Raw genomic sequence first — 22,864 nt, 5'->3', positions numbered from 1 at the left:
GTGCTAGATACATCTGGTTTTGCGGGCCGGTCCCTGGTTCACCTGGGAAGGCTGAGGTGAGGGGGAGCCGGTCTCGCGCCGGAGGCAGGAGGTAGCGCATGTGCGGCATCACCGGATGGGTCTCCTTCGACCGCGATCTGACCACCGAGGCCACCACTTTGCATGCGATGACCGAGACGATGGCCTGCCGCGGCCCGGACGACCGCGGCACCTGGGTGCAGGGCCCGGCCGCCCTGGGGCACCGCCGGCTCGCGATCATCGATCTCCCCGGCGGCCGGCAGCCGATGGCCGTCGACACCCCCGAAGGGCCCGTCGCCATGGTGTACTCCGGGGAGGCGTACAACTACACGGAACTGCGCCGGGAACTTCAGGCCCGCGGCCACCGGTTCACCACCGACTCCGACACCGAGGTCGTCCTGCACGGTTACCTCGAATGGGGTGACGCGGTGGCCGAACGGCTCAACGGCATGTACGCGTTCGCCGTCTGGGACGGCCGTCACGGCAAGCTCGTGATGATCCGCGACCGCATGGGCATCAAGCCGTTCTACTGCTACCCGACCCCCGACGGCGTCCTGTTCGGCTCCGAGCCGAAGGCGATCCTCGCCAACCCGCTGGTCCGCCCACGGGTCGCGCTGAACGGGCTGCGGGAACTGTTCGTCCTGGTCAAGACGCCCGGACACGCGATCTGGGACGGCATGCGCGAGGTGGAACCCGGCACCGTCGTCACCGTCGACCGCTCCGGCCTGTCCACCCGTGTCTACTGGCGGCTGGAGACGCGTCCGCACACCGACGACCGCGACACCACCATCGCCACCGTGCGCTCGCTGCTCGACGACATCGTGCGCCGCCAGCTGGTCGCCGACGTCCCGCGCTGCACCCTGCTCTCCGGCGGCCTCGACTCCTCGGCCATGACCGCGATCGCCGCCCGGCAGCTCGGCGAACAGGGTGAGAAGGTACGCAGCTTCGCCGTCGACTTCGTCGGCCAGACCGACAACTTCGTCGCCGACGAACTGCGCGGCACCCCCGACACACCCTTCGTCCACGACGTGGCCGAACTCGCCGGCACCGACCACCAGGACATCGTGCTCGACGCGCAGTCCCTCGCCGACCCCGCCGTGCGCGAACAGGTGCTCCGCGCCCGCGACCTGCCGGCCGGGTTCGGCGACATGGACGCCTCGCTGCTCCTGCTCTTCCGCGCCATCCGCGAGAAGTCCACGGTGGCCCTGTCCGGTGAGTCCGCCGACGAGGTCTTCGGCGGCTACCTGCAGTTCTTCGACGAGGAGGCGCGCCACGCCGACACCTTCCCCTGGCTGGCCAGCTTCGGCCGGCACTTCGGCGAGGACGCCGACGTGCTGCGCGCCGATCTCGTCAAGGCCCTGGACCTGGACGGTTACGTCGCCGACGGCTACCACACCGCCGTCGCCGCCATCGACCGGCTGGACGGCGAGAGCGACTTCGAGTACCGGATGCGGCGGATGAGCCATCTGCACCTGACCCGGTTCGTCCGGGCCCTGCTCGACCGCAAGGACCGGATGAGCATGGCCGTCGGCCTGGAGGTCCGGGTCCCGTTCTGCGACCACCGGCTGGTCGAGTACGTCTACAACGCCCCCTGGGCGCTGAAGTCCTTCGACGGCCGGGAGAAGAGCCTGCTCCGGGAGGCGGCCGCGGACGTCCTGCCGCGCTCGGTGTACGAGCGGGTCAAGAGCCCGTACCCGTCCACGCAGGACCCGCGGTACGCCCGCGCCCTGCAGGAACAGGCCAAGGAACTGCTCTCCCGGCCCTCCCACCGGGTCTTCGACCTGGTCGACCGCGACCGGCTCCGCCAGGCCGCCGAACGCGAGGCGCCGGTCAGCACCCAGGCGGCCCGGCGAGGCCTGGAGCGCGCCCTGGACCTCGCCCGGTGGCTGGAGGTCTACACGCCCGAGGTGACGCTCAGCTGAGCCCGATGGCCCGGTCCGCAGCCGCCGCCGTGGGCTGCCACCACGTCGTCACCGGCTCCCACACCAGGACCTGCTTCCCGGTGCCGAGCCGTGCGGCGGTGAAGGAGCGGCCCCGGTGCGCGGCCGAGGCGGCCACGGTGATGCCGTCCGTCCGGCGGGCCTCGGGGTCCGCCGGGTCGCCGAGGGTCCGGACGTCGGCGTAGGCGGTCCCGCCCGCCGCGAGCCGGTAGCGACCGGTGCCGCCCCGCGGCGTCGGCAGGGCGGCGCCGTCCAGCTCCCCGAAGGTCACCGTGGGCACCCGGTCCACCACGCACGCGCGCAGCCCGTGGTGGGTGACGCTCACGCGCACCACGGTCGGGTCGCCGGCCGCGTCCCTGGCCCGGACCGTCAGCGACTTCTCGGCACAGCGGACGGGCTGGGCGTGGCCCGTGGCGGCCTGGCTCTGCGGTGCGGTCACCAGCAGGACCGCCGTGGCGGCCGAGGCGGCGGGCGCGGCGATGGCGGCGCGGATACGCATGGTGGTCTCCCCCAGTCGTGGTCACGTACGGGATGCGGCGGCCTCAGCGCGCCTGCCCAGTGTGACGGCCGGGATGCGCCGGAGGTTGTGCCGGATTCGCACCTGTGACCCGGTTGCGCCGCCACTGTCATCAGTTGGTGGTGTTCGTGGTGCTGCTCCATTGCCCACCGTCCGCCGGGCAGGAGCTGCCGCTCGGGGGCAGGGTGCCGTAGAGGAGGAAGTCGTCGACCTTGCGGTGGACGCACTTGGACGAGCCGTACCCGGTGTGGCCGTCGCCCTTGTTGTCGAGGACCACGGCCGACGGGCCGAGCCGTGCCGCCGTCTCCACGGTCCACCGGTACGGCGTCGCCGGGTCGCCGCGGGTCCCCACCAGCAGCATCTTCGCCGAGTGGACGTCCTTCACCCGGTCGCGGATGAAGTCGGTGCCCTGGGGCCAGCCGTAGCACATGAGCAGCTGGGTGAGCCGGTAGCGGCCGAAGACCGGCGAGGCCTCGTCATACGCGGACCGAAGGCTCCTGAGGTCCTTGGTGATCTGGGCCGCGTCGGGCCGGTCGGGGTCGTCCGCGCAGTTGATCGCCATCAGCGCGGACGCCAGGTTGTCCGACGGGACGTTCTGCGGATCGACCAGACCGCCGTCCTGCGGACGTCCCCCATGGGGCGGCGCGGCGCCGCCGTCGGCGAAGTTCAGCACGCCCCGCGTGTCACCGTCCTCCGTCAGGGAGGCCAGGGCGCGCTCCAGGGCGGGCCACAGCTGCTTGCTGTAGAGCGCCTGGCCGATCGCGCCCACCAGGTCCTGCCCGGAGAACGTGCCGCCGAAGTCCATCGGTACCGGGTTCTTGTCGAGCGAGTGCACCAGCCGGACCACCTGGTCCTCGGCCGCCCGCCGGTCCTGGCCGAACGGACACGCGACGTCCGTCGTACACCAGTCCAGGAAATCGTCCAGGGCGGTCTGCTCCCCCTGGGCGCCGGCCACCCCCTGTTCGGACAGCGGCTCGGTCAGGGTGTCCACGCCGTCCAGGGCGATCCGGCCGACCTTGTCCGGGAACTGTGCCGCGTACACCGCGCCGAGCCGCGTTCCGTAGGAGAAGCCGAGGTAGTTGAGCTTCTTGTCGCCGAGGGCCTGGCGGATGACGTCCAGGTCGCGGGAGGCGTTCACGGTGCCTATGTGCCGCAGCACCGGGCCGGAGTTCCGGGCGCACTCGCCGACAGCCGTCCGCAACTTGGTGAGCAGAGCCTGCGGATGGGCGAGGTCGGCGTGTTCGCCCGCCGCGTCCGAGGCCTCGTCGCCGCCCTCGCCGCAGCTGACGGGGGAGGACCGCCCGACGCCGCGCGGGTCGAAGGTGACCACGTCGTAGCCGTTGGTCAGATCCATGAACTCCTTGCCGCCGGAGGCGAGTTCGGATATGCCCGCGCCGCCCGGGCCGCCGAAGTTCAGCAGCACCGACCCCCGCGACGCGCCGGTCGCCCGATAGCGGGCCACGGCCACGTCGAGGGTGCCCGCGCGGGGCCGGGCGTAGTCGAGCGGGACGGTGACCTTCGCGCACTGGAGGTCCTTCGGCATGTCCGGGCCCTTGCAGGCCGCCCAGGTCACCTTCTGCCGGTAGAACCGGGACAGGTCGGGCTGCGGCTGCGGCCGGTCGGTGCCGGCCCGGGGCAGCCCGGCACCGAGCAGTGCCAGGGCGAGGGCTCCGGCGCCCGCGCAGCGCCGCACGGTGGGCCGTCTGGACAGCTTGGCCAGCATCGATCGCCTCCCGGGACGCCTGTCGCGGACCGGGGGGGACGGCGCCCTCGACCCACCATAAGCGGGCCCCGGAAGGCCCGCCTCCGGGCGAGCGGGGCGGCGCCCGGTGCCGTACCCTTCGCGCCCTCCATGCCCGTTGGAGATCATTGAGAGGCTTTACATGCAGTTCGATAACAGTGTCGCTCGACGGGGTGAAAGACCGATAAGCCATAACTCGGATGGTTCTTCTGCGTTCTATGAGGTGCGGGTGAGTGCCCGCTACGACCTCTGGAAGGCAGGGAACTATGAGACGGGCTACCCGAAACGGTGTGATCGCCGTCGCCGCCGCTTCCGGGGCGATGGCTCTGGCGCTGCCGGTGTCCGCCGCCTTCGCTGCCGATGGTGCCGGCGCCGACGGCTCCGCGGCCGGCTCGCCCGGGCTGATCTCCGGCAACGGCATCCAGCTCCCGGTGCACGTGCCGGTCAACGTGTGCGGCAACACCGTGAACGTGGTGGGGCTGCTCAACCCGGCGGCCGGCAACGCCTGCGCGAACCGCGGCGCCGCCAAGGCCGGGGCGTCCGCGTCGGGCGGGGCGTCCGCGCACGGCGGGGCGCAGGACTCGCCCGGCGTGGCATCCGGCAACGACATCCAGCTCCCCGTCGACCTTCCGGTCAACGTCACCGGAAACAGCGTCAACGTGGTCGGCGTGGGCAACCCGGCCGGGGGCAACCGGTCCGTCAACGGCGAGGCGCCCGGTACTCCCCGTCACCCGCGTACCCCGGCTCCCAGGCCCCCGGCGCCGGCGAAGCACCGTGCCGGCCCGCGCGTGCAGCCCGTCGCGCAGTCGGCGGTGCTGGCCCACACCGGAATGGACGTGACGACGCCCGCCGTCGCCGGCAGCGCCACGCTCCTTCTCGCCGGCACGGCCCTGTACCGCCGTTTCCGCTCCGGTCACACCGGCTGACCGGCACCCTCCGAGACCCCACCGGACGTCGGCCCGGTGGGGTCCGGTCCGTCCACGGCCCGGTGGTGTCGCCGGGCGCGGCGGATCGCTCCGCCGCGCCCCGTGCGGGCTGTTCGTGGCGGTGCCGACGCTTTCCCCGCGCGACCGGTTCGCCCGGCGCGTGCCACGCCAGGTCACCGCCACGACGATCGCGAGGAGGACCGAGCCACCGGCCGGCGAAGCGACCGTTTCCACGTCCAGGTGGAGGCCGACGTCGACCCCGGGTACCGCTGCGCGGCCGCTACGCCGCGAACGCGTCGACGCCCGTCAGCTCCGCCGACAGCTTCCACAGCCGGGCCGCCTGCTCCGGGTCGGTCGCCCAGTCCTTGACGCCGGTGCGCTCGTCGCCCCGCGGTGCGCGTTCGGCGATGTCGCAGTCCTCCAGATAGACGCCCCCGAGCCCGTGCAGCTGCGGCGAGGTCGCCGCCCACACCTGGGTGGCCGCCCCCTGCGGCGGGGTCTTGAAGCCCTCGGGGTCGAGCGCGTTGCCCTCCTCGTCGATCCAGCCGCGCTCGATCATCTCCTCCCTGGCCAGGTGCCGTTGCAGCGGCGTGAGGATGCCGCCGGGGTGCAGGGCGAAGGCGCGGACGCCGGCGTCGCGGCCGAGCTTGTCGAGCTGAACGGCGAACAGGACGTTGGCGGTCTTGGCCTGGCCGTAGGCCTCCCACTTGTCGTAGCCCTGCCGCCAGTGGACGTCGTCCCAGCGGACGCCGGAGAAGTGGTGGCCGCGGGAGGAGACGGAGACGACTCGGGCACCCCCCGGTGCGATGGCGGGCCACAGACGGTTGACCAGGGCGAAGTGGCCGAGGTGGTTGGTGGCGAACTGGGCCTCCCAGCCGGGCCCCACGCGGGTCTCCGGGCACGCCATGATCCCGGCGCTGTCGATCACGATGTCGAGGGTCCGTCCCGACGCCAGGAACCGCTCGGCGAAGCCGCGCACGCTCTCCAGATCGCCGAGGTCCAGCTCGTCCAGCTCCACGCCCGGGACGCCGGCCAGCGCCTGCTCGGCGGTGACGGGACGGCGGGCGGGCACGACCACGCGGGCGCCGGCCCTGACGAGCGAGCGGGTGGTCTCCAGACCGATGCCCGAATAGCCGCCGGTGACGAGGGCGAGCTTTCCCGTCAGGTCGATGCCCCGCAGGACGTCGTCGGCGGTGCTGGTGGCGCCGAAACCGGAACCGATCTCGTGCTGTGCGGTGCTCATGTCCGAACGCTACGGATTCGAGTGCGCTCGAAGTCAAGCCCGGCGCGGGCAACGGCTGATCTTCCCGTGGCGCTGCCCCCCGTCGATCCGGAAGGATGCGGCACGGCAGTCTGGTCCCGACGGAAGACGGAGCACACCGATGACCTCTGCGGTCCCCCACGACCTCGTCGTCACGCAGGCCACCCTCGCCGACTGGCCGGTGATCGCCGGGTGGGCGGCGGCGGAGGGCTGGAATCCCGGACTGTCCGACGGTCCGGCGTTCTTCGCGCAGGATCCCGGCGGGTTCTTCCTGGGCCGCATCGACGGCGAGCCGGTCTCGGCCGTCTCCGTCGTGAACTACGGCGCGGACTACTCCTTCCTGGGCTGCTATCTGGTCCGCCCCGACCTGCGCGGCCACGGCCACGGCCTCACCACGTGGAAGACCGCCCTCGCCCATGCCGGTGAGCGCACCGTCGGACTGGACGGCGTCGTCGCCCAGCAGGACAACTACCGCCAGTCCGGGTTCGAACTCGCCTACCGCACCATCCGGTTCACCGGCGCCGCCCCGCAGGGCGAGACGCCCGAGGGGATCCGCCCGGCCGGTCCCGCGGACCTGGCCGCGATCACCGCCTACGACAGCGCCTGCTACCCGGCCGACCGACCGCGCTTCCTCTCCGAGTGGCTCACCGGCCCCGGCCACCAGGCCCTCGTCCGCTACGACGGCGCACGCCTCACCGGCTACGGCGTGCTCCGCCCCGGCCGGGACACCCTGCGCATCGGTCCCCTCTTCGCGGACACCGCCGACGACGCCCGCGCCCTCTTCGCCGCCCTCACGGCCGACGCCGCCGGACGCCAGGTCGCCATCGACGTGCCCGAGCCGAACGCGGCCGGCGTCGCGCTCGCCGAAGCGGCCGGTTTCCAGGCCTCGTTCGAGACCGCCCGCATGTACACCGGCCCCGTCCGCCCGCACGCCCAGCACCACGTGTTCGGCGTCACCACCCTCGAACTGGGCTGACACTCGGCACGTGGTGCCGGGCAGCACCGGCGGCGCCCCTCGGGCACCGGCCCGCGCGGCCTCACGGGCGGGCGACGGCAGCGCCCTGAAGCTTCGCGGGACCTGGCTCGACCGCTGCCGGCCACGACGGCGCTGTGGACGGCCGACGGCACGGCGCGGCACCGCGAGCGGAGGGCTAGTGCACCGGCGCGGCCGGCGCCCCGGCCTGCGGGGTGCGGGTGTGCCGCCGGGCGGGGAAGGCGTACCGGCGGCCCGCCGCGACCGTCGCCAGCGCCAGGGCCACGGGCGCCAGGGCGGTCCAGGGCAGGGCTCCGGCGCCCAGGACGTCCAGCGCCACACCGCCGGTGAGCGAGCCGGCGGCGATGCCCGCGTTGTACACCGTCGTCTGCAACGAGGTCGCCACTTCGGCCTCGGCCGGCCCCGACGCCTCGACCAGCGCGGTCTGGATCAGCGTCGGCGCCCCGCCGAAGGCCGCACCCCACAGTGCCACCGCTCCGACCAGCAGCACAGGCGTCCGCGCGCCCAGGCCCAGCACCAGCAGCACCCCGGCCAGCAGCGCGAGCGCCGCCAGCAGCGTCGCCCGCGGATGCCGGTCGACCAGCACTCCGGTCACCCAGATCCCGGCCACCGTGGCCGTCCCGAAGACCGCGAGCAGCAGTCCCGTACGGCCGAACCCGGCATGCCGGGCGAACGGGGCGACGTAGGTGTACAGCGCCTGGTGCCCCAGCAACAGGAACAGGGTCACCGACAGCACGGGGCGGATGCCGGGGCGGAGCGCGACCCCGGTGAGCGGCACGCGCGCGTGCGGGGGTTCGCCGGGGAAGCCGGGCACCCGCAGCCGTATCCAGGCCACAAGCAGGACGGCGAGCACGGCCAGAGCGCCGAAGGCCGCCCGCCACCCCACCGCACCGGCGAGCGCGGTGCCCGCCGGCACGCCGAGCGACAGCGCCAGGGTGATCCCGGCGAGCACGAGGGCGATGGCCCGCCCGCGCCGCTCGGCCGGCACCATCCGGGACGCGTAGCCCGCCAGCATCGCCCACAGCGTGCCGCCCATCGCGCCGGCCAGCAGCCGCGCCGCGCACGTGAGCGGATACGAAGACGACAGCGCCACCAGCGCGTTGCTGACGGCGAAGCCGAACAGGGCACCGCACAGCACGGGCCGTCGGGGCAGCCCGCGCAGAGCCGCGGTGACCGGGACGGCGGCCAGGAAGGAAGCCGCCGCGTAGGCGGTGACGAGGAATCCGATCCGCGACTCGGCGACCCCGAGCGGGGGCGCCATCGCGGGCAGCAGGCCCGCCGGCAGGAGTTCGGTGAGGACGGCGGTGAACGCGGCGCAGGACAGGGCCAGCAGCCCCGACCACGGCAGCGGGGCACCCTTGACCTGGGAAGACGTGGAGGACACGGTCATGCGACCATGGTCGGAGCCTGACATCAGTGTGAAGGTCAAGCGCGAACCGGGAGACAGGCATGCGGATCGGTGAGCTGTCGCGCCGCACGGGTGTCCCCACCCGGCTGCTGCGCTATTACGAGGAGCAGGATCTCCTCCACCCCGAACGCGCCGACAACGGCTACCGGAGCTATCCCGAGTCCGCCGTCGCCGCCGTCGGGCAGATCCGCGGCCTGCTGGACTCCGGGCTCACCACCGAGATGATCCGCGCGATCATGCCGTACCTCTCCGGCCCCGGCGCTCTGCACCCGCCCGCCGAATGCGTGACGCCGCAGACAGCCGCCCTGCTCCAGGGGCACATCGAGCGCATCCAGTCCCGTATCGACTGCCTGTCCCGCAACCGCGACCGGCTCAGCGCCTATCTGGCCGCCGTGCGCCCGGACCCGCGGTAATCGCGTTGCCCCGCCGGAACGTCCCTGCTGAGCTGGGTGCATGGACCACTCCGCGGTGCTCGCCCGCTACGACCGAGACATGCGCGAGAACGCGACCCCGGACGGCCCCGGTGCCCGGATCGAACGGGCCGGTGCGGTCGTGCGTCAGGTCGCGGACGCGCACGGCTGGAACGGCGTGCTCTGGTCCGGCCTGGACCCGGGGAGCGCGGACCGGGCGATCCAGGAGCAGATCGACCGCTTCACCGGCCTCGGCCGCGGCTTCGAGTGGAAGCTCTACGGCCACGACCGGCCCGGGGATCTCGGTGCCCGGCTGGCCTCCGCCGGATTCCGGGCCGAGCCCGAGGAGACCCTGCTGATCGGTGAGACCGGCCGGCTCGCCCTGGACGCCGAACCGCCCGCGGGCATCCGTCTCGTACGGGTCACCGACCCGGCCGGCGTCGACCTCGTCGTGGATGTCCATGAGAAGGCCTTCGGCACCGACGGGACCGGGCTGCGACACCGGCTGCTCGCGCGCCTGGCCGCCGACCCCGGCACGGTCGTCGCCGTGGTCGCCCTCGCGTGCGGCGAACCGGTCAGCGCCGCGCGCATGGAGCTGGTGCCCGGCACCCGGTTCGCGGGACTGTGGGGCGGCGGCACCGTGGAGGCCTGGCGGGGCCGGGGCGTCTACCGCGCCCTGGTCGCCCACCGGGCCCGCGTCGCCGCCGCCCACGGCTGCCGCTATCTGCAGGTCGACGCCTCAGCCCTGAGCCGCCCGATCCTGCAGCGCCTCGGCTTCCACGCGCTGAGCACCACGACCCCCTATCTCTACGGAAGCTGACGTCCCGTCAACGGTGTACCCGCGCCCGGTCCAGCGCGGCGATGCCCACCGCGGCCAGGGCGATCTGGATGAACCACTCGATCCAGTCGGGTCCCTTGGTGTTCGCGACCCCGAACCCGGCGGCGATGGCCGAGCCCAGCAGCGCGGCAGCGATGCCGACGACGATGGTCCACAGCATGCCGATGTGCTGCCGCCCGGGGACGACCAGGCGCCCCAGCACACCGATGATGAGCCCGATGATGACGGCACTGATGATGCCCGAGATCTCCATGGCCACCCCTTTTGGTGTTGTCTCTCGCTCACCGTCTGCCCGCTGTAAGCGGACGCAGTCCGCTCCGGTTGTTGCCGCGACTTTCTGTTCACCGCCCCTTCATGCCATGTACCTTTCAACCAATTGACGCGTGTAGAACCCTCAAGCGGGCTCTACGCGCGCAGACTTGGCGCCGCACCGCCTCTCCCCACCCCTCATGGAGGTTCGCCGGATGTTCGGATCCAGGAGATCCCGCCGCAGACTCACCACCGCCCTGGCCGGATGCGGGCTGCTGCTCACCGGGGCAGCGGTCCAGCTCGGCAGCGGCACCGCCGCCCACGCGGCGGCCACGCACCGCATCCTGTTCGACAACGCCCATGCCGAGACGGCCGGCAACGCCGACTGGATCATCTCCACCAGCCAGCCCGACCCGCTCGGCCAGGACTCCTCCCCGTCGGCCGAGACGGACTGGACCGGCGCCCTGTCCTCCTGGGGCGTGGCACTGCAGAAGACCGGCGACTACAGCCTGAAGACGCTGCCGTCCGGCTCCAGCCTCAGCTACGGCGGCTCCTCCTCGACCGACCTGTCGAACTTCGACACGCTGGTCCTGCCGGAGCCGAGCACGCTGTTCACCAGTGCCGAGAAGACGGCGATCATGAACTTCGTCAAGAACGGCGGCGGACTGTTCATGATCTCCGACCACACCGGAGCCGACCGCAACAACGACGGCGAGGACGCGGTCGAGATCCTCAACGACCTGATGACGAACAACAGCGTCGACCCCACCGACCCGTTCGGCTTCTCCATCGACTCGCTCGACGTCAAGTCCGGCTACCCGGCCGCGATCGGCGACAGCACCGACCCGGTCCTGCACGGCTCCTTCGGCACGGTCACCAAGAGCCTGATCGCCGACGGCACGACCGCCACCCTCAAGCCCGCCGACAACTCCTCCGTCAAGGGCCTGGTCTACCGCAGCGGCTACTCCGGCAACACCGGCGCCTTCTTCCTCACCAGCACCTTCGGCAGCGGCCGGGTCGCCTTCTGGGGCGACAGCTCCCCGATCGACGACGGCACCGGCCAGTCCGGCAACACCCTGTACGACGGCTGGAACGACTCCGGCGCCACCAACGCCGCCCTCGCCCTCAACGCCACCGCCTGGCTGGCCGGTTCCGGCACCGGCAGCGGTGGGGGAGGAGGCGGTGGCACCGGTAGCTGCACGGCCGCCCAGCTCCTCGGAAACAGCGGCTTCGAGTCGGGCAACGGCACATGGAGCGCCACCAGCGGTGTCATCACCAACTCCAGCGGCGAGTCAGCCCGTTCGGGCTCGTACTACGCCTGGCTCGACGGCAACGGCACCGCCACCACCGACACCCTCTCCCAGTCGGTGACCATTCCGTCCGCCTGCTCGTCGGCGAAGCTCAGCTTCTATCTGCACGTCGACACGGCCGAGACCACGACCAGCACGGCCTACGACACCCTCAAGGTGCAGGTGCTGAACAGCTCCGGCACGGTCCTGGGCACCCTGGCGACGTACTCGAACCTCAACGCCGCCTCCGGTTACACGCAGCGCAGCTTCGACCTCAGCGGCTACGCGGGGCAGACCGTCACCCTGAAGTTCACCGGCACCGAGGGTTCCAAGTACCAGACCTCGTTCGTCGTGGACGACACCGCGCTCGACGTCGGCTGAACCGGCCGGGGGCGGGCCGCCGGGCCCGCCCCCGCACCGTCATGACGCCGGCACCGTCCGCTCCGGGGTGTTCCATCCGGAGACCCGCACCCGCGGTGCCGCGCCGTGCAGGTCGGCCGTGCGGTAGGTGGCGGTCAGGGTCACCGACTCGCCCGGCCACAGGCTCACCTGGTTGTCCGACCAGCGCACCGGCAGGACCGGCTTCCCCTGCCCGTCCACCAGATGGGCGTCCGTCAGCAGCGCCGGCGTCCTGCCGCCGCCCGTGTTCCGCAGCGTGACCGTCGTGGCCGAGGTGCCGTCCGACGACCGGGTGGCGGCCGTCGCCGACACCGGCACCGGCGCCATCGAGCCGAGCCCCTTGAGATCGGCGTAGCCGGTCGTCGGCGTGTAGTACCAGGTGGTGCCGTTCCAGTCGAGGGTGTCGGGCCGGGTGGAGAGCCAGTACACGTTCCGGCTCACCTCCTTGCCGTCCGCGCCCGTCAGGACCAGGCGGAGCAGATACGTCGACGGCAGTCCGCTCACCGAGGACGGCAGGGTGAGCGCGGTGCCGTGCGCCCCGTCGCCGTTCACGCCCACTGCGGTGACGGTCTTGTCGTACCTCTGCTTGCCGTCGGGGTCGAAGAGCGTGGCGCGTGCGGTGAGCCCGGTCGCCGCGGTGTGCCGGTGGTTGACGACGACCACCGAGCGGTCGTCGTAGGAGTACTGGACGTGCAGCGGCTCGTTCGCCTTCTTCGCGCCGAAATAGGCTCCGCCCTGGTCCAGGTAGCGGTCCGTCAGCTGCCAGTGCAGCGAGGTCCAGCCACTGTTGAACATCCAGTGGATCACTCCGGTCGAGGGCCTGGCGGAGTCCGTGGCGTTGCGGTCGTACGCCTCGAACTGGGCCCGGACGTTCTCGTACTGGGCCAGCTGTGCCTTGCGCACATAGTCGGCGAGGCTTGTGGGGGCGCCGTAGCGGCCGGCGAGTGCGGCGTCGTAGATCTTGAGCGTGCCGAAGACCGGGGACGGCGAGCGGTGGTACTGCTTGGCGTCCGGGTCCTTCCAGAGGGTGTCCAGTTCGGCGGGGGTCATCATGCGGTGCAGGGTGTCGAGGGTGGGGATGCTCGGTCCCGCGCTGGTCTCGGAGTTGAAGCCGGTGGCCCCGCCCTCGCGTTTGGCGTACCAGTAGCCGGGCGGCACCCAGTCGTAGGGGCCGGTCATCTTCATGCCCGAACTGCCCAGCTGCGGTGAGGAGCGGTCGGAGGCGGAGGAGACGACCGGGGTGGGCCAGTCGGCCGCCTTCAACGCGTCCAGGTAGCTCTTCTCGATCGTCGCGTCGGGTGCGTAGTCGCTGCCGATCAGGAACGAGAGCACGCTCGGGTGGTCGCGGAGCCGGGCGGCCTCGGCGGCCATCGACGCCTTGGCGACCGGGTAGTCGGCGGCGGTCCACGGGTCGCCGGACTCGCCGCTCCCGTTGACCTGGCCCTCCCACTTGTCGCAGCACTCCCAGCCGGGAAGGGTGAGCACACCGTGGCGGTCGGCCAGGTCGAAGAACTCGTCCGGCTCCAGGTGCCCCTCCAGCCGGATCGTGTTCAGCCCCATGTCCACGGCGTACTTCAGCCGGTCCTCGACATAGGTGCGGTCCCAGCGCAGGAACTCGTCCGGCGACCAGCCGCCGCCCTTGACCAGCAGCCTGCGGCCGTTGATCCGGTACTGACGTGCGCCGTCGGCGTTCAGGGGCGCCTGGACGTCACGGATGCCGAAGGTCTCGTGCGCGGTGTCCGAGGCCGTACCGGCGACGGACGCGGTGAGGTCGAGGTCGTACAGCGGCTGCCCGCCCATCCCGGCCGGCCACCACACCTTCGGCGAGGTGAGGCGCAGCCCCGGGGTGTCGGCCGGGGAGAAGGCGACGGTCTTCGTCTGGTGGGCGGCGAGCGGTACCTGCCGGGTGAACGTCGTCGCGCCGATGCGTCCGGTGATCTCGGCGGTGACCGCGGCGCCGGTGTCGTTGCGGGCCCGCATCTTCACCGTCAGGTCCGCGGAGGCGAGCGACGGCACGGCCAGCCGGGTGACGACGTGCGCGTCGCGCAGCGCCACCGGGCCGCCCCGGCGCACCACGACGTCCCGGACGATGCCCATGTTCCGGTCGGCCGGCGGCTGGAGCCAGTCGATCCAGCCCATGGTGAGGTTCTTGTTCGGCTCGTTGGGCTGCACGCGGAAGGCGACCGTGTTGGTGCCGGGCCTGATCAGCGAGGTGACGTCCAGCTCGTGGTGCGGATAGGCGCCGGTGATGTCCGCGGCCTTCGCCACCTGGTGGCCGTTGACATAGACGTCGGCCGCCGAGATCACTCCGCTGAAGTCGAGGAACGTACGCCGTGCGGTGTCCTTGACGGTGAAGTCGGAGCGGTACCACCAGGGGACCTCGAAGTCCGCCTTCGCTGCCTTCTGCTGGTTGGTGGAGAAGAACGGGTCGGCGTACACGCCGTCGGCGAGCAGCGCGGCCATGACCGTCGAGCGGGGGCCTGCCGGGTACCAGTCCCGGGCGGGATAGCCGGGGGAGGAGACGGCCGCCGGTGAGTCGCTCACCTTCGCCGAGGACTGGATGGCGTATCCCTGGAGCGGGGTGCCGGTGCCGGCCGCGGAGGGGACCCGGGTGGTCGGGGCGGGCCCGTGCGGCGGTGCCGGATGCCGGGCGCCGGCCCAGGCGCCGCTGGTCAGGGAGCCGAGCAGGCCGAGAACCAGCGCGGTGACGGCGTACCGGCGGGTGGGGGAGGGGCGAGGGAACATGGCAGAGCTCCGGCCTGGTAAAGTTAGGAAACTTTACTAACCTGGATCAAGCTAGGGCGCCGCGCGGGCCGTGTCAATGACCGTCGGCCCGGGCGGTGTTCGCGCGGTCAGCTTCCGGCCGTCCTGCGCTCGAACACCAGGTCGCGGGCCGTGTCCAGCGCCGTGGCGACCGCGCCGAGCAGGACCGCGTCCTCGCCCAGCCGGCTCGGCGCGATCCGCGGGCGCAGCGGGGTGAGGGCGCGTACGTGCTCCTGGACCGGGCGCAGCAGCAGGTCGACGCTGTGGCCGACGCCGCCGCCGAGCACCACCAGGTCCGGGTCGAGCACGGCGGCGGTCGCCGCCACGGTGTGCGCGATCCGCTCGCCCTCCAGCTCCACCGCCCGCGCGGCGCCCGGATGGCCCTGCCGGGCCGCGTCGAAGACCGTCTTCGCCGTGAGCTGCCCGCTCATCCCGAACTCGCGGGCGGCCTCCACCACGGCCACCCCGGACACCGCGTCCTCCAGCCGCTCCGGCTTCTGCCGGCCCGGCCAGGGCAGGAAGCCGATCTCGCCGGCCAGCCCGTGCGCCCCCGTGAACAGCCGCCCCTCGCTGACGACACCCATGCCGAGGCCGGTGCCGATCAGGATGTACGCGAACAGCCGGCTGCCCGTGCCGACGCCGTAGGTGTACTCGCCGAGCGCGGCGAGATTGGCGTCGTTGTGCACCTCCAGCGGAACGCCCAGCTCCTCGCGCATCCGGTCGACCAGCCCCGCCCGCCCCCAGCCGGGCAGATGCATCGCGTACCGCACCCGCCGCTGTCGCGCGTCGTAGACGCCGGGCGTGCCGACCACGCCGTGCACCACCTCGGCCCGGTCCACGCCCGAATTCGCGATCACCTGGCGGGCGGTGCGCACGACCAGGTCGGCCAGCGCGGCGGAAGCGCGGGTCCGGTTGCGTACGTCGGCCCGCGCGACGACCGTGCCGTCCAGGTCGACCACCGCCACCCGCAGCCAGCCCCGGCCGATGTCCACGCCGAGCGCGTACCCGGCGGCCGGGTCGGGGGCGTAGAGCACGGCGGTGCGTCCGCGCTCGGGGGCCTGGGTGCCCACCTCGTGCACCAGGCCGGCCGTCTCCAGAGAGGCCAGCGCGCTGGAGACCGTCGGCTTCGACAGGCCGGTCTCCCGGGCGAGTTGGGCGCGCGACGCGGCGCCGAGGGTGCGCAGCCGGTCGAGCAGCAGCCGTTCGTTGGTGCTGCGCAGCCGCCGGCGGCTCCAGGGCTGCTCCGGCTGCTCTTCGACGTCACTGGCGGTCATCGGACCATTCTCAGGTATTCCCGGCGCATACTTGACGCACCTAGTAAGGCTCCTTAACTTTATCGGCCATCAGCCCGCCGGGTGCCGCCGAGGCCGCCCGTGGCGTCAGGAGTCCCCATGTCCGGTAGTCCGCCACCCACGGGTGGTTTCGTCCGCCGTGTCGGCCTGTTCCAGGCCACGGCCATCAACATGAGCCAGATGTGCGGCATCGGCCCGTTCGTCACGATCCCGCTGATGGTCGCCGCGTTCGGTGGCCCCCAGGCGGTCATCGGCTTCGTCGCGGGCGCCGTCCTCGCGCTGTGCGACGGACTGGTCTGGGCCGAGCTCGGCGCCTCGATGCCCGGCTCCGGCGGCAGCTACGTCTATCTCCGCCAGGCCTTCCAGTACCGCACGGGCCGGCTGATGCCGTTCCTGTTCGTGTGGACGGCGATGCTCTTCATCCCGTTGATCATGTCCACGGGCGTGGTCGGCTTCGTGCAGTACCTGGGCTATCTGGCCCCCGATCTCGGGCGGACGGCGGGCGATCTGATCGGCCTCGGCGTCATCGCCCTGGTCGTTCTCCTGCTGTGGCGCGGCATCGAGCACATCGCCCGGATCACCGCCGTGATGTGGACCGTGATGATCGCCTCGGTTCTCCTGGTGATCGTCGCCGCGGCCACCGACTTCAGTCCGCACCTGGCCTTCACCTACCCGGCGCGCGCCTTCGACCTGACGAGCAGCCACTTCTGGCTGGGCTTCGCCGCGGGCCTGACCATCGGCATCTACGACTACCTCGGCTACAACACCACGGCATACATGGGCGCCGAGATCAAGGACCCCGGCCGCACCCTCCCGCGCTCGATCCTCTTCTCCATTCTCGGCATCATGGCGATCTACCTGCTGCTGCAGATCGGCACCCTCGGCGTCGTGGACTGGCGCCGGATGACCGACCCGCACGACATCGCCTCCACCTCGGTCGCCGCGGCGGTGCTGGAGAAGACCTGGGGCAGGGGCGCCGCCGACACGGTCACCGTGCTGATCCTGGTCACGGCCTTCGCCTCGGTCTTCACCGGCCTGCTCGGCGGCTCCCGGGTGCCCTACGACGCCGCCCGCGACCGCGTCTTCTTCCGGCCGTACGAGAAGCTGCACCCCAGGCACCGCTTCCCGACGCTCGGCCTTGCGACCATGGGCGTGATCACCGCGGTCGGCTTCCTGATCGGCCGCCACACCGACCTGGCGACCCTGATCCAGCTGCTGACCACGGTCATGGTGATCGTCCAGGCGCTCGCCCAGATCGTGGCGCTGAGCGTGTTGCGCCGGCGCCAGCCGGACCTGCGCCGCCCGTACCGCATGTGGCTCTACCCCCTGCCGAGCGTCATCGCGTTCGCCGGCTGGTGCGTGATCTACGGCTATGCCGACAAGAACTCCCCGGGCCGTCACCCCGTCGAATGGTCCCTGGCCTGGCTGGCCCTCGGCTGCGTGGCCTTCGCCGTCTGGGCGTGGCGGGAGAAGGTGTGGCCCTTCGGCGCGAGGGAGATCGCCGAGGAGTACAAGGCCCTGGAGATGAGCTAGCGCCCCGGCTGGTGGGTGCCGGGCCGCTGAGCGGGTACGACGGAGGCCGGTCCGCCCGTGCGGACCGGCCTCACCTTCTGCGTGTCTTCCTTCCCTCGTGCCTCCGGTCACGCCCTGGGGGAGCTCTTCATCGCCGTACCGGCGCACACGAGTCCGAGTACGAGCGCGAGTGCGCCGATGATGATGTTGTTGATGATCACACCCGCGTCCGGGCTGCTGCCCACGATCCACGGGGCGATGATCAGCCAGATGCCCATGGCACACATGGCCCAGCTGAGGCCGTACATCCGCTCGGGAGCACGGGTGAATCCCAGTGCGAGCAGCCCTATGGCGATCCCCATGATCAGGTTGTGCGTCATGAGGGCGGGCTGGCTCGCCGTGTAGTGCACTATCCACGGAGATGCCGCGCAGTAGAGCCCGAGCAGGAAGACCGGGCCGTCCACGAGCGCCACATCACGACCGCCGAGCATGCGGGCGTAGCGTTCCCGCATTTCGGAGACATCGGGGTGGGTCGTCATATCACCCCTGTGCAGGTTGGCCATGACTCGTCTCCTTTGACTTAGCAGGCCAGACCGCGTCTGGTGCGGTGTGCGGATATCACCGCATGTTCCCAGTTTGCTCTTATTTATTCTTTATCTGTAGCTACGTGTCGGTTCTGTGACCGGGCTCGCCGGAAGCGGGCCAGGCCGTCGGCGAGGTCGACGATGGGGTCCGGGTACGCGCCGATGCCCGCTAGGTCCGCCCCCCGCAGCTTCCACGGTTCGTGCACCGCGGCCCCGGGGACGCCGGCCAGCTCGGGCACCCAGCGCCGCACGTACGCACCCTCGGGATCGTGCCGCCTTCCCTGGGCGACGGGGTTGAGCACGCGGTTCGGCCGGGTGTCCGTGCCGGTGCCCGCCACCCACTGCCAGTTCAGCTGGTTGTTGGCCAGGTCGCCGTCCACCAGCAGATCCAGGAAGTGACGGGCCCCGACGCGCCAGTCGACGTACAGGGTCTTGGTCAGGAAGCTCGCCGCCAGCAGGCGCCCCCGGTTGTGCATCCAGCCCTCGTGCCGCAGTTGGCGCATCGCCGCGTCGATCACCGGATAGCCGGTACGGCCCTCCCGCCAGGCCTCGGCGTCCTCCTCGGCCGACCGGCCGGAGCGCCAGTGGTCGTGCCGGGTGCGGTAGTCGGCGGCGGCCGCCGCGGGACGCGCGGCCAGCACCTGACGGTGGAAGTCCCGCCAGGCGAGCTGCCGGACGAACGCCTCCGCGCCCGGACCCCCCGCCCTGCGCGCCCGGTGGACGAGTTCGACCGGGGACAGCGTGCCGAAGTGCAGGTGCGGGGAGAGCCGCGAGGTCGCGTCGCCGGCCAGGTCGTCATGCCGCTCCTCGTACGCGCCGAGGCCCGAGCGGAGCCAGGAGGCGAGCCGTTTCCTGGCCGCCGCCTCCCCGCCGGCGGCCAGCCCTGCCGACACCCCCGGCCACGCGTCACGGGACGGAAGACCCTCGGATCCCACGCCGTCCGGGACCGAGAGCGAGCGCGGCGCGCCCAATGGGTCGCGCGGCCGCTGTGCCCACCAGCGGCGGAAGTACGGAGTGAACACGGCGAAATGGTCGGAGGAGGCCGGCGTCAGCACCCCGGGCGCCACCACCGTGGTCACCGTGTCGTGCACGTGCAGCCGCCGCCCGTCCGCCTCCAGGGCGCGCCGCAGCCGCTCTTCCCGCAGATGGGCGTAGGCGCTCACGTCGGCCGCCAGGTGCACCTCGTCGGCGTCCGCCGCCGCGGCCACCCGGCACACCTCCTCGACGACCTCGCCGGAGCGCAGCACCAGCCGCCCGCCGCGCTCGCGCAGCCCCGCGTCCAGGTCCCGCAGGCAGTCGGCGAGGAACGCCAGCCGGTTGGGCACCGCGAAGCCGGCGTCGGCCACACCGCGGTCGCGCACGAACAGCGGGACCACCTGGCGGCCGCCCGCCGACGCGGCCCGCAGGGGTGGGTGGTCGTGCAGGCGCAAATCGGCGGTGAACAGGACGACCGAGGCGTTCATGGCGCGGCTCCGTGGGCGCGGGCGGCGGGCGGGACGGTCGAGGGGGGACCGGACGATCAGGAGTACTCCGGTACCGGATGGCATGCCGGTACCGACACGGGGCAGCCGCAGAAGTACAGGATGTACGTTCCGTCCGGCTGCCGACCCCGGAGGTGACCGACCGTCATGAACGCCAAGGTGCTGGAGTGGTTCCCCGCCGGAGCCCCGCGCGGATCATGGCCCGCGGAGGAGTACGCGGCCGCGCGCCGCGCCGAGGGCGAGCGGGTGACCGTGGTGATGGACCTGAAGTCCGACGCGTTCCTCGTCGTGGCCCAGCCCCAGGACGACGACGGCCGCTCCTGAGCGCCCGACCGGGGAGTCGTTGCCCCGGGCACGGCGGTCGACGTGGCGCCCGGGGTGTCAGGGCGGCGCCGTCAGCTCCCCGCCCGGCGTACGAACTCCGCGTGCGGATCCCGGGCCGCCTGCGGCACCGACTCCGCGCGCCGGCGCTGGAGCATCCGCAGTACCCGGATGGTGTCGTCCGCGATCGGCCGGAAGACGAGCGTGCCGGACCGCTCCAGTGGACTCCCGAGGACACCGAAGTCCGGCAGCACGGTCGCCCCGAGCCCCTCGGCCGCAAGCTGCTTGCCCACGACCGCGCCGTCGGTCGAGCACGAGAACGCCGGCGAACGTCCGCACGGCAGCGCTGTGCGCCGACCACCTCCACCTCGGTGACCGGATGCGGGGCCCGCAGCACGGGATGAGCAGCGGCACGGTCACCGCGTTCACCGTGCCGACCCGCACCAACGGCGGGTCCGGTGCCGCGCGCCGGCCGCCGCCGACCGCAGCCGGTCCACCGCCTCCAGCACGCTCACGATGTGCGGCAGCAGCTCCCGACCCGCCGCGCTGATCGTGGCGCCCGACCGCTTGCGCTCAGCAGGTCGACGCCGAGTGCCCCGCTCCAGGTTGCGCACCGTCTCGCTCAACGCGGGCCGGGACAGGCGCAGTTCGTCGGCCGCGCGGCGCAGAGAGCCGAGCCTTGTCACGGCCGCGATGTATTCCAGCCGTTCCGTCCGCACCGCCGCAGAACGCGGCCTATTTCCCGGCCCGTTCAAGGGTTCACCTGTCGCACCTTCGTGAAATTCAACGGTCCGCGATACGAGACCGGTCGGTTTTTCCTTGACCGCCGTTCCGCGGGGCTGACACGATCGACGGCATGAAGATGCGACTGGACCTCACGCGGCGACGCCACGTCGACCTCGCGCGCGTCTCCAGCGCCTCCTGTTGCCCCGCGGCCTGATCGACCCTTCGGAATCCGCCGCCTCTCCGCATCTCCTCTTTCCTCGCCCGAATTCACCGTGCCCTCGCACGCTTTTGAATCAGGCGTGCCCGAAAACTCTTCCGCAACAGGAGTTCCACATGCCCGCAGCGCCTGTGAAATTCGCCCACTGGGGACCCGCCTGGTACTCCTGACCGACCCCACTCCCCGAGCGCCCGTCCCCCGTAGGGGCGCCCGGCGCACCCCAGAAACAGAGGCACCCATGGCCACCGTCCTGTCCGTCTCCGGCAGCCCCTCCGCCTCCTCGCGCACGGGTCGCCTGCTGCGCCACCTGGACCAGCGGCTGATCGCCCAGGGCCACGAGGTGATTCCGCTCGACGTACGCACCGTCCCCGCCGAAGCGCTGCTCGGCGCGGACTTCCGGCACCCCGCCATCGCCGAGGCCGCCGAGCTGTTCGCCCGTGCCGACGGCGTCCTGATCGGCACACCCATCTACAAGGCGTCGTACTCCGGCGTCCTGAAAGCGCTGCTGGACCTGCTCCCGCAGTACGCGCTCACCGGCAAGACCGTGCTGCCCCTCGCCACCGGAGGCTCCAGCGCGCACGTCCTCGCCATCGACTACGCACTACGGCCGGTGCTGAACTCCATGGGTGCCGCGCACATCGTCCAGGGCTGGTTCACCCTCGACAAGGACATCACCGTGGGCGAGGACGGCTCGCTGACGGTCGCCCCGCCCACCGCCGAGGCGCTGGGGCACGTGGTGGACCAGTTCTCCGCCGCCCTCGACCGCGCCCCGGCGCTGGCGGCGGCGAGCTGACCGCCATGACCGCACACGTGATCGCCGACGCCGCCGAGGCCCTGGCCGTGGGGTTCCGCGCGGTGCCGCCGAGTGGCGGCTGCCACGGGGCGAGGTGGACCGCCTGTCCGCCTCCGGACTGCTCGCGGTGACCGTGCGGGCCGTCCAGGCGGGCCTCGCCCGCAGCGAGTCGGAGGGGCAGCGGCGGATGCTCGCCCTGCACGGCGGCGCGCCGGGAGAGCCTGGAGATCCATCCCCACCTCTGGGCGGGCATCGGCCTGGTGCGCGGCGGCGCGGGCACGGCCCTGGTCGGCAGCCATGACGAGATCGCCGGGCGGATCAAGGAGTACCACGCCCTCGGCATCGACCAGTTCGTCCTCCCCGGCTACCCGCACCTGGAGGAGGCGTACCGGTTCGGCGAGGGCGTGCTGCCCCGGCTCGCCGCGCAGGGACTGTGGACGCATCCCGGCGGCACGGTGTCCGCCGCCTCGGCCCAGGTGCCGTTCGCGAGTTGATCAACCGTCCTGGCAGACTGCGGGTTCATGACACAGAACCCGAACGACGTTTCCAGGGCGGTCACTTGGGGCCTGCTGGCCGCGTGGGCGGTGCACGACACCGAGGAAGTGGTGATGGTGCCGCGCTGGGTGCGCACCCATGTGCCGGAGCTGCGCAAGAGGTTCCCCCGGGTGCCGGAGACGGTGTGGCGGCGGCTGGAGGCCGTGGACGCGCGGGAGTTCAGCACCGCGGTCGCCGCGATGGCGGTGGTGCTGGCCGCCGCGGCGGCGGACGGCCATCGGACCGGGGGTCGCTCGGCCGTGTACCAGACGGCGCTCAACGCCTTCGGCCTGCACGGCCTGGTCCATCTGGTCCAGGCGGCCACCCTGCGCGGCTACACCCCGGGCTCGGCGACCACGCCCCTGGTGGTCCTGCCGTTCAGCGTGTGGGCCCGCGGCCGGCTGCGTCGCTCCGGCGTCCTGCGCCCCGCCCGGCCTCGGCAGCTGGCCGAGGGCCTCGCCTTCGCCGCGGCGGCCGCGGTCGGCACCCACGCACTGGCCCAGGGCGTGCTGCGCGGACGGTGACGACGGGCACCCGGCTCCGGCAGCGCCGAACACCTGCGGCCGCGTCGGGGTGACGGCAAGGCCCCGCTGCCGGACGGCTCCGGCCTCCGCGAACACCCCGAGGACGGACGGCTGCCTCGGCCACCGA

General features: G+C 72.3%; 20 protein-coding genes and 2 pseudogenes. 12 read left to right on the top strand and 10 right to left on the bottom strand.

Annotated features, from left to right (window positions below; genetic code table 11):
* Positions 1 to 98: 98 nt before the first annotated feature.
* Entirely contained in the window at positions 99 to 1,940 is a 1,842-nt protein-coding gene (asnB, locus tag IO33_RS0110005) for an asparagine synthase (glutamine-hydrolyzing) (protein WP_031162696.1), read from the top strand.
* On the opposite strand, the gene IO33_RS0110000 is transcribed toward asnB, so the two are convergent.
* Together IO33_RS0110000 and IO33_RS0109995 are read right to left on the bottom strand one after the other, a co-directional pair.
* Positions 1,933 to 2,457 carry a DUF4232 domain-containing protein gene (locus IO33_RS0110000; RefSeq protein ID WP_031162693.1) on the bottom strand — a complete coding sequence of 175 codons (525 nt, stop codon included), beginning with the start codon at positions 2,455 to 2,457 and terminating at the stop codon, positions 1,933 to 1,935. The two genes, asnB and IO33_RS0110000, sit on opposite strands and share 8 nt — an antisense overlap.
* Before the next feature lie 130 nt (positions 2,458 to 2,587).
* Positions 2,588 to 4,198 carry an alpha/beta hydrolase gene (locus IO33_RS0109995; RefSeq protein ID WP_031162691.1) on the bottom strand — a complete coding sequence of 537 codons (1,611 nt, stop codon included), beginning with the start codon at positions 4,196 to 4,198 and terminating at the stop codon, positions 2,588 to 2,590.
* Positions 4,199 to 4,482: 284 nt separating this feature from the next.
* On the opposite strand from IO33_RS0109995, the gene IO33_RS0109990 reads away from it, so the two are divergent.
* Positions 4,483 to 5,142, top strand: coding sequence for a chaplin (locus IO33_RS0109990; RefSeq protein ID WP_107069273.1), 660 nt, complete (start codon positions 4,483 to 4,485; stop codon positions 5,140 to 5,142).
* A 280-nt stretch (positions 5,143 to 5,422) separates the two neighbouring features.
* Here the strand turns inward: IO33_RS0109990 and IO33_RS0109985 are convergent, their stop codons facing one another.
* On the bottom strand, positions 5,423 to 6,385 hold the full coding sequence (locus IO33_RS0109985; protein ID WP_031162686.1) for an SDR family NAD(P)-dependent oxidoreductase: 963 nt from the start codon (positions 6,383 to 6,385) through the stop codon (positions 5,423 to 5,425).
* Between the two features lie 139 nt (positions 6,386 to 6,524).
* Between IO33_RS0109985 and IO33_RS0109980 the strand changes: the two genes are divergently transcribed.
* The gene (locus IO33_RS0109980; protein ID WP_031162683.1) at positions 6,525 to 7,379 is read left to right on the top strand and encodes a GNAT family N-acetyltransferase; all 855 of its coding nucleotides are present in this window, start codon (positions 6,525 to 6,527) and stop codon (positions 7,377 to 7,379) included.
* Positions 7,380 to 7,554: 175 nt separating this feature from the next.
* On the opposite strand, the gene IO33_RS0109975 is transcribed toward IO33_RS0109980, so the two are convergent.
* The gene (locus IO33_RS0109975; RefSeq protein WP_037685177.1) at positions 7,555 to 8,787 is read right to left on the bottom strand and encodes an MFS transporter; all 1,233 of its coding nucleotides are present in this window, start codon (positions 8,785 to 8,787) and stop codon (positions 7,555 to 7,557) included.
* A 59-nt stretch (positions 8,788 to 8,846) separates the two neighbouring features.
* On the opposite strand from IO33_RS0109975, the gene IO33_RS0109970 reads away from it, so the two are divergent.
* Both IO33_RS0109970 and IO33_RS0109965 read left to right on the top strand, forming a co-directional pair.
* Positions 8,847 to 9,218, top strand: coding sequence for a MerR family transcriptional regulator (locus tag IO33_RS0109970; protein WP_031162677.1), 372 nt, complete (start codon positions 8,847 to 8,849; stop codon positions 9,216 to 9,218).
* 40 nt (positions 9,219 to 9,258) lie between these two features.
* Positions 9,259 to 10,035, top strand: a complete 777-nt coding sequence (locus IO33_RS0109965) for a GNAT family N-acetyltransferase (protein WP_031162675.1) — start codon at positions 9,259 to 9,261, stop codon at positions 10,033 to 10,035.
* Positions 10,036 to 10,042: 7 nt separating this feature from the next.
* Here IO33_RS0109965 and IO33_RS0109960 read toward each other — a convergent pair whose 3' ends face one another.
* Positions 10,043 to 10,306, bottom strand: coding sequence for a GlsB/YeaQ/YmgE family stress response membrane protein (locus tag IO33_RS0109960; RefSeq protein ID WP_031162672.1), 264 nt, complete (start codon positions 10,304 to 10,306; stop codon positions 10,043 to 10,045).
* Between the two features lie 211 nt (positions 10,307 to 10,517).
* On the opposite strand from IO33_RS0109960, the gene IO33_RS0109955 reads away from it, so the two are divergent.
* Positions 10,518 to 11,972 (top strand): M6 family metallopeptidase, encoded by a 1,455-nt coding sequence (locus IO33_RS0109955; protein ID WP_031162670.1) that lies wholly within the window; start codon positions 10,518 to 10,520, stop codon positions 11,970 to 11,972.
* Positions 11,973 to 12,011: 39 nt separating this feature from the next.
* Here the strand turns inward: IO33_RS0109955 and IO33_RS0109950 are convergent, their stop codons facing one another.
* Complete coding sequence (locus IO33_RS0109950; protein WP_031162668.1) at positions 12,012 to 14,735, bottom strand: glycoside hydrolase family 2 protein; 2,724 nt, start codon at positions 14,733 to 14,735, stop codon at positions 12,012 to 12,014.
* A 107-nt stretch (positions 14,736 to 14,842) separates the two neighbouring features.
* Positions 14,843 to 16,027 (bottom strand): ROK family transcriptional regulator, encoded by a 1,185-nt coding sequence (locus IO33_RS0109945; protein ID WP_031162666.1) that lies wholly within the window; start codon positions 16,025 to 16,027, stop codon positions 14,843 to 14,845.
* Positions 16,028 to 16,144: 117 nt separating this feature from the next.
* Between IO33_RS0109945 and IO33_RS0109940 the strand changes: the two genes are divergently transcribed.
* Positions 16,145 to 17,578 (top strand): APC family permease, encoded by a 1,434-nt coding sequence (locus IO33_RS0109940; RefSeq protein WP_031162664.1) that lies wholly within the window; start codon positions 16,145 to 16,147, stop codon positions 17,576 to 17,578.
* 107 nt (positions 17,579 to 17,685) lie between these two features.
* On the opposite strand, the gene IO33_RS0109935 is transcribed toward IO33_RS0109940, so the two are convergent.
* Positions 17,686 to 18,120 carry an SPW repeat protein gene (locus IO33_RS0109935; RefSeq protein WP_031162662.1) on the bottom strand — a complete coding sequence of 145 codons (435 nt, stop codon included), beginning with the start codon at positions 18,118 to 18,120 and terminating at the stop codon, positions 17,686 to 17,688.
* An 83-nt stretch (positions 18,121 to 18,203) separates the two neighbouring features.
* Positions 18,204 to 19,604, bottom strand: a complete 1,401-nt coding sequence (locus tag IO33_RS0109930; RefSeq protein ID WP_031162660.1) for a cryptochrome/photolyase family protein — start codon at positions 19,602 to 19,604, stop codon at positions 18,204 to 18,206.
* Between the two features lie 165 nt (positions 19,605 to 19,769).
* On the opposite strand from IO33_RS0109930, the gene IO33_RS51110 reads away from it, so the two are divergent.
* The gene (locus IO33_RS51110; protein ID WP_167349443.1) at positions 19,770 to 19,946 is read left to right on the top strand and encodes a hypothetical protein; all 177 of its coding nucleotides are present in this window, start codon (positions 19,770 to 19,772) and stop codon (positions 19,944 to 19,946) included.
* 71 nt (positions 19,947 to 20,017) lie between these two features.
* Here IO33_RS51110 and IO33_RS44005 read toward each other — a convergent pair.
* Positions 20,018 to 20,662 (bottom strand): annotated as a pseudogene (locus IO33_RS44005) (LysR family transcriptional regulator).
* 137 nt (positions 20,663 to 20,799) lie between these two features.
* Between IO33_RS44005 and IO33_RS54065 the strand changes: the two are divergent.
* The 4 genes and pseudogenes from IO33_RS54065 to IO33_RS0109905 all read left to right on the top strand — a co-directional run bounded on the left by IO33_RS54065 (position 20,800) and on the right by IO33_RS0109905 (position 22,737).
* On the top strand, positions 20,800 to 20,883 hold the full coding sequence (locus tag IO33_RS54065; RefSeq protein WP_356352894.1) for a putative leader peptide: 84 nt from the start codon (positions 20,800 to 20,802) through the stop codon (positions 20,881 to 20,883).
* Positions 20,884 to 21,124: 241 nt separating this feature from the next.
* A complete protein-coding gene (gene ssuE / locus IO33_RS0109915) occupies positions 21,125 to 21,679 on the top strand; it encodes an NADPH-dependent FMN reductase (protein ID WP_031162658.1) in 555 nt (184 codons plus the stop codon).
* Positions 21,680 to 21,770: 91 nt separating this feature from the next.
* Positions 21,771 to 22,173: pseudogene (locus IO33_RS47120) on the top strand (LLM class flavin-dependent oxidoreductase); the annotation flags it as partial.
* 27 nt (positions 22,174 to 22,200) lie between these two features.
* A complete protein-coding gene (locus IO33_RS0109905; protein ID WP_031162656.1) occupies positions 22,201 to 22,737 on the top strand; it encodes an HXXEE domain-containing protein in 537 nt (178 codons plus the stop codon).
* Positions 22,738 to 22,864: the final 127 nt, after the last annotated feature.

The organism is Streptomyces durhamensis (genome assembly GCF_000725475.1).
GTDB classification, from domain to species: Bacteria; Actinomycetota; Actinomycetes; order Streptomycetales; family Streptomycetaceae; genus Streptomyces; species Streptomyces filipinensis.
This window is presented reverse-complemented; position numbering and strand designations above follow the sequence as displayed.

Excerpts from the sequence above, each read along its gene's own strand:
- asnB (WP_031162696.1), top strand. The coding sequence starts at position 99 with ATGTGCGGCATCACCGGATGGGTCTCCTTCGACCGCGATCTGACCACC.
- IO33_RS0110000 (WP_031162693.1), bottom strand. The coding sequence starts at position 2,457 with ATGCGTATCCGCGCCGCCATCGCCGCGCCCGCCGCCTCGGCCGCCACG.
- IO33_RS0109995 (WP_031162691.1), bottom strand. The coding sequence starts at position 4,198 with ATGCTGGCCAAGCTGTCCAGACGGCCCACCGTGCGGCGCTGCGCGGGC.
- IO33_RS0109990 (WP_107069273.1), top strand. The coding sequence starts at position 4,483 with ATGAGACGGGCTACCCGAAACGGTGTGATCGCCGTCGCCGCCGCTTCC.
- IO33_RS0109985 (WP_031162686.1), bottom strand. The coding sequence starts at position 6,385 with ATGAGCACCGCACAGCACGAGATCGGTTCCGGTTTCGGCGCCACCAGC.
- IO33_RS0109980 (WP_031162683.1), top strand. The coding sequence starts at position 6,525 with ATGACCTCTGCGGTCCCCCACGACCTCGTCGTCACGCAGGCCACCCTC.
- IO33_RS0109975 (WP_037685177.1), bottom strand. The coding sequence starts at position 8,787 with ATGACCGTGTCCTCCACGTCTTCCCAGGTCAAGGGTGCCCCGCTGCCG.
- IO33_RS0109970 (WP_031162677.1), top strand. The coding sequence starts at position 8,847 with ATGCGGATCGGTGAGCTGTCGCGCCGCACGGGTGTCCCCACCCGGCTG.
- IO33_RS0109965 (WP_031162675.1), top strand. The coding sequence starts at position 9,259 with ATGGACCACTCCGCGGTGCTCGCCCGCTACGACCGAGACATGCGCGAG.
- IO33_RS0109960 (WP_031162672.1), bottom strand. The coding sequence starts at position 10,306 with ATGGAGATCTCGGGCATCATCAGTGCCGTCATCATCGGGCTCATCATC.
- IO33_RS0109955 (WP_031162670.1), top strand. The coding sequence starts at position 10,518 with ATGTTCGGATCCAGGAGATCCCGCCGCAGACTCACCACCGCCCTGGCC.
- IO33_RS0109950 (WP_031162668.1), bottom strand. The coding sequence starts at position 14,735 with ATGTTCCCTCGCCCCTCCCCCACCCGCCGGTACGCCGTCACCGCGCTG.
- IO33_RS0109945 (WP_031162666.1), bottom strand. The coding sequence starts at position 16,027 with ATGACCGCCAGTGACGTCGAAGAGCAGCCGGAGCAGCCCTGGAGCCGC.
- IO33_RS0109940 (WP_031162664.1), top strand. The coding sequence starts at position 16,145 with ATGTCCGGTAGTCCGCCACCCACGGGTGGTTTCGTCCGCCGTGTCGGC.
- IO33_RS0109935 (WP_031162662.1), bottom strand. The coding sequence starts at position 18,120 with ATGGCCAACCTGCACAGGGGTGATATGACGACCCACCCCGATGTCTCC.
- IO33_RS0109930 (WP_031162660.1), bottom strand. The coding sequence starts at position 19,604 with ATGAACGCCTCGGTCGTCCTGTTCACCGCCGATTTGCGCCTGCACGAC.
- IO33_RS51110 (WP_167349443.1), top strand. The coding sequence starts at position 19,770 with ATGAACGCCAAGGTGCTGGAGTGGTTCCCCGCCGGAGCCCCGCGCGGA.
- IO33_RS54065 (WP_356352894.1), top strand. The coding sequence starts at position 20,800 with ATGAAGATGCGACTGGACCTCACGCGGCGACGCCACGTCGACCTCGCG.
- ssuE (WP_031162658.1), top strand. The coding sequence starts at position 21,125 with ATGGCCACCGTCCTGTCCGTCTCCGGCAGCCCCTCCGCCTCCTCGCGC.
- IO33_RS0109905 (WP_031162656.1), top strand. The coding sequence starts at position 22,201 with ATGACACAGAACCCGAACGACGTTTCCAGGGCGGTCACTTGGGGCCTG.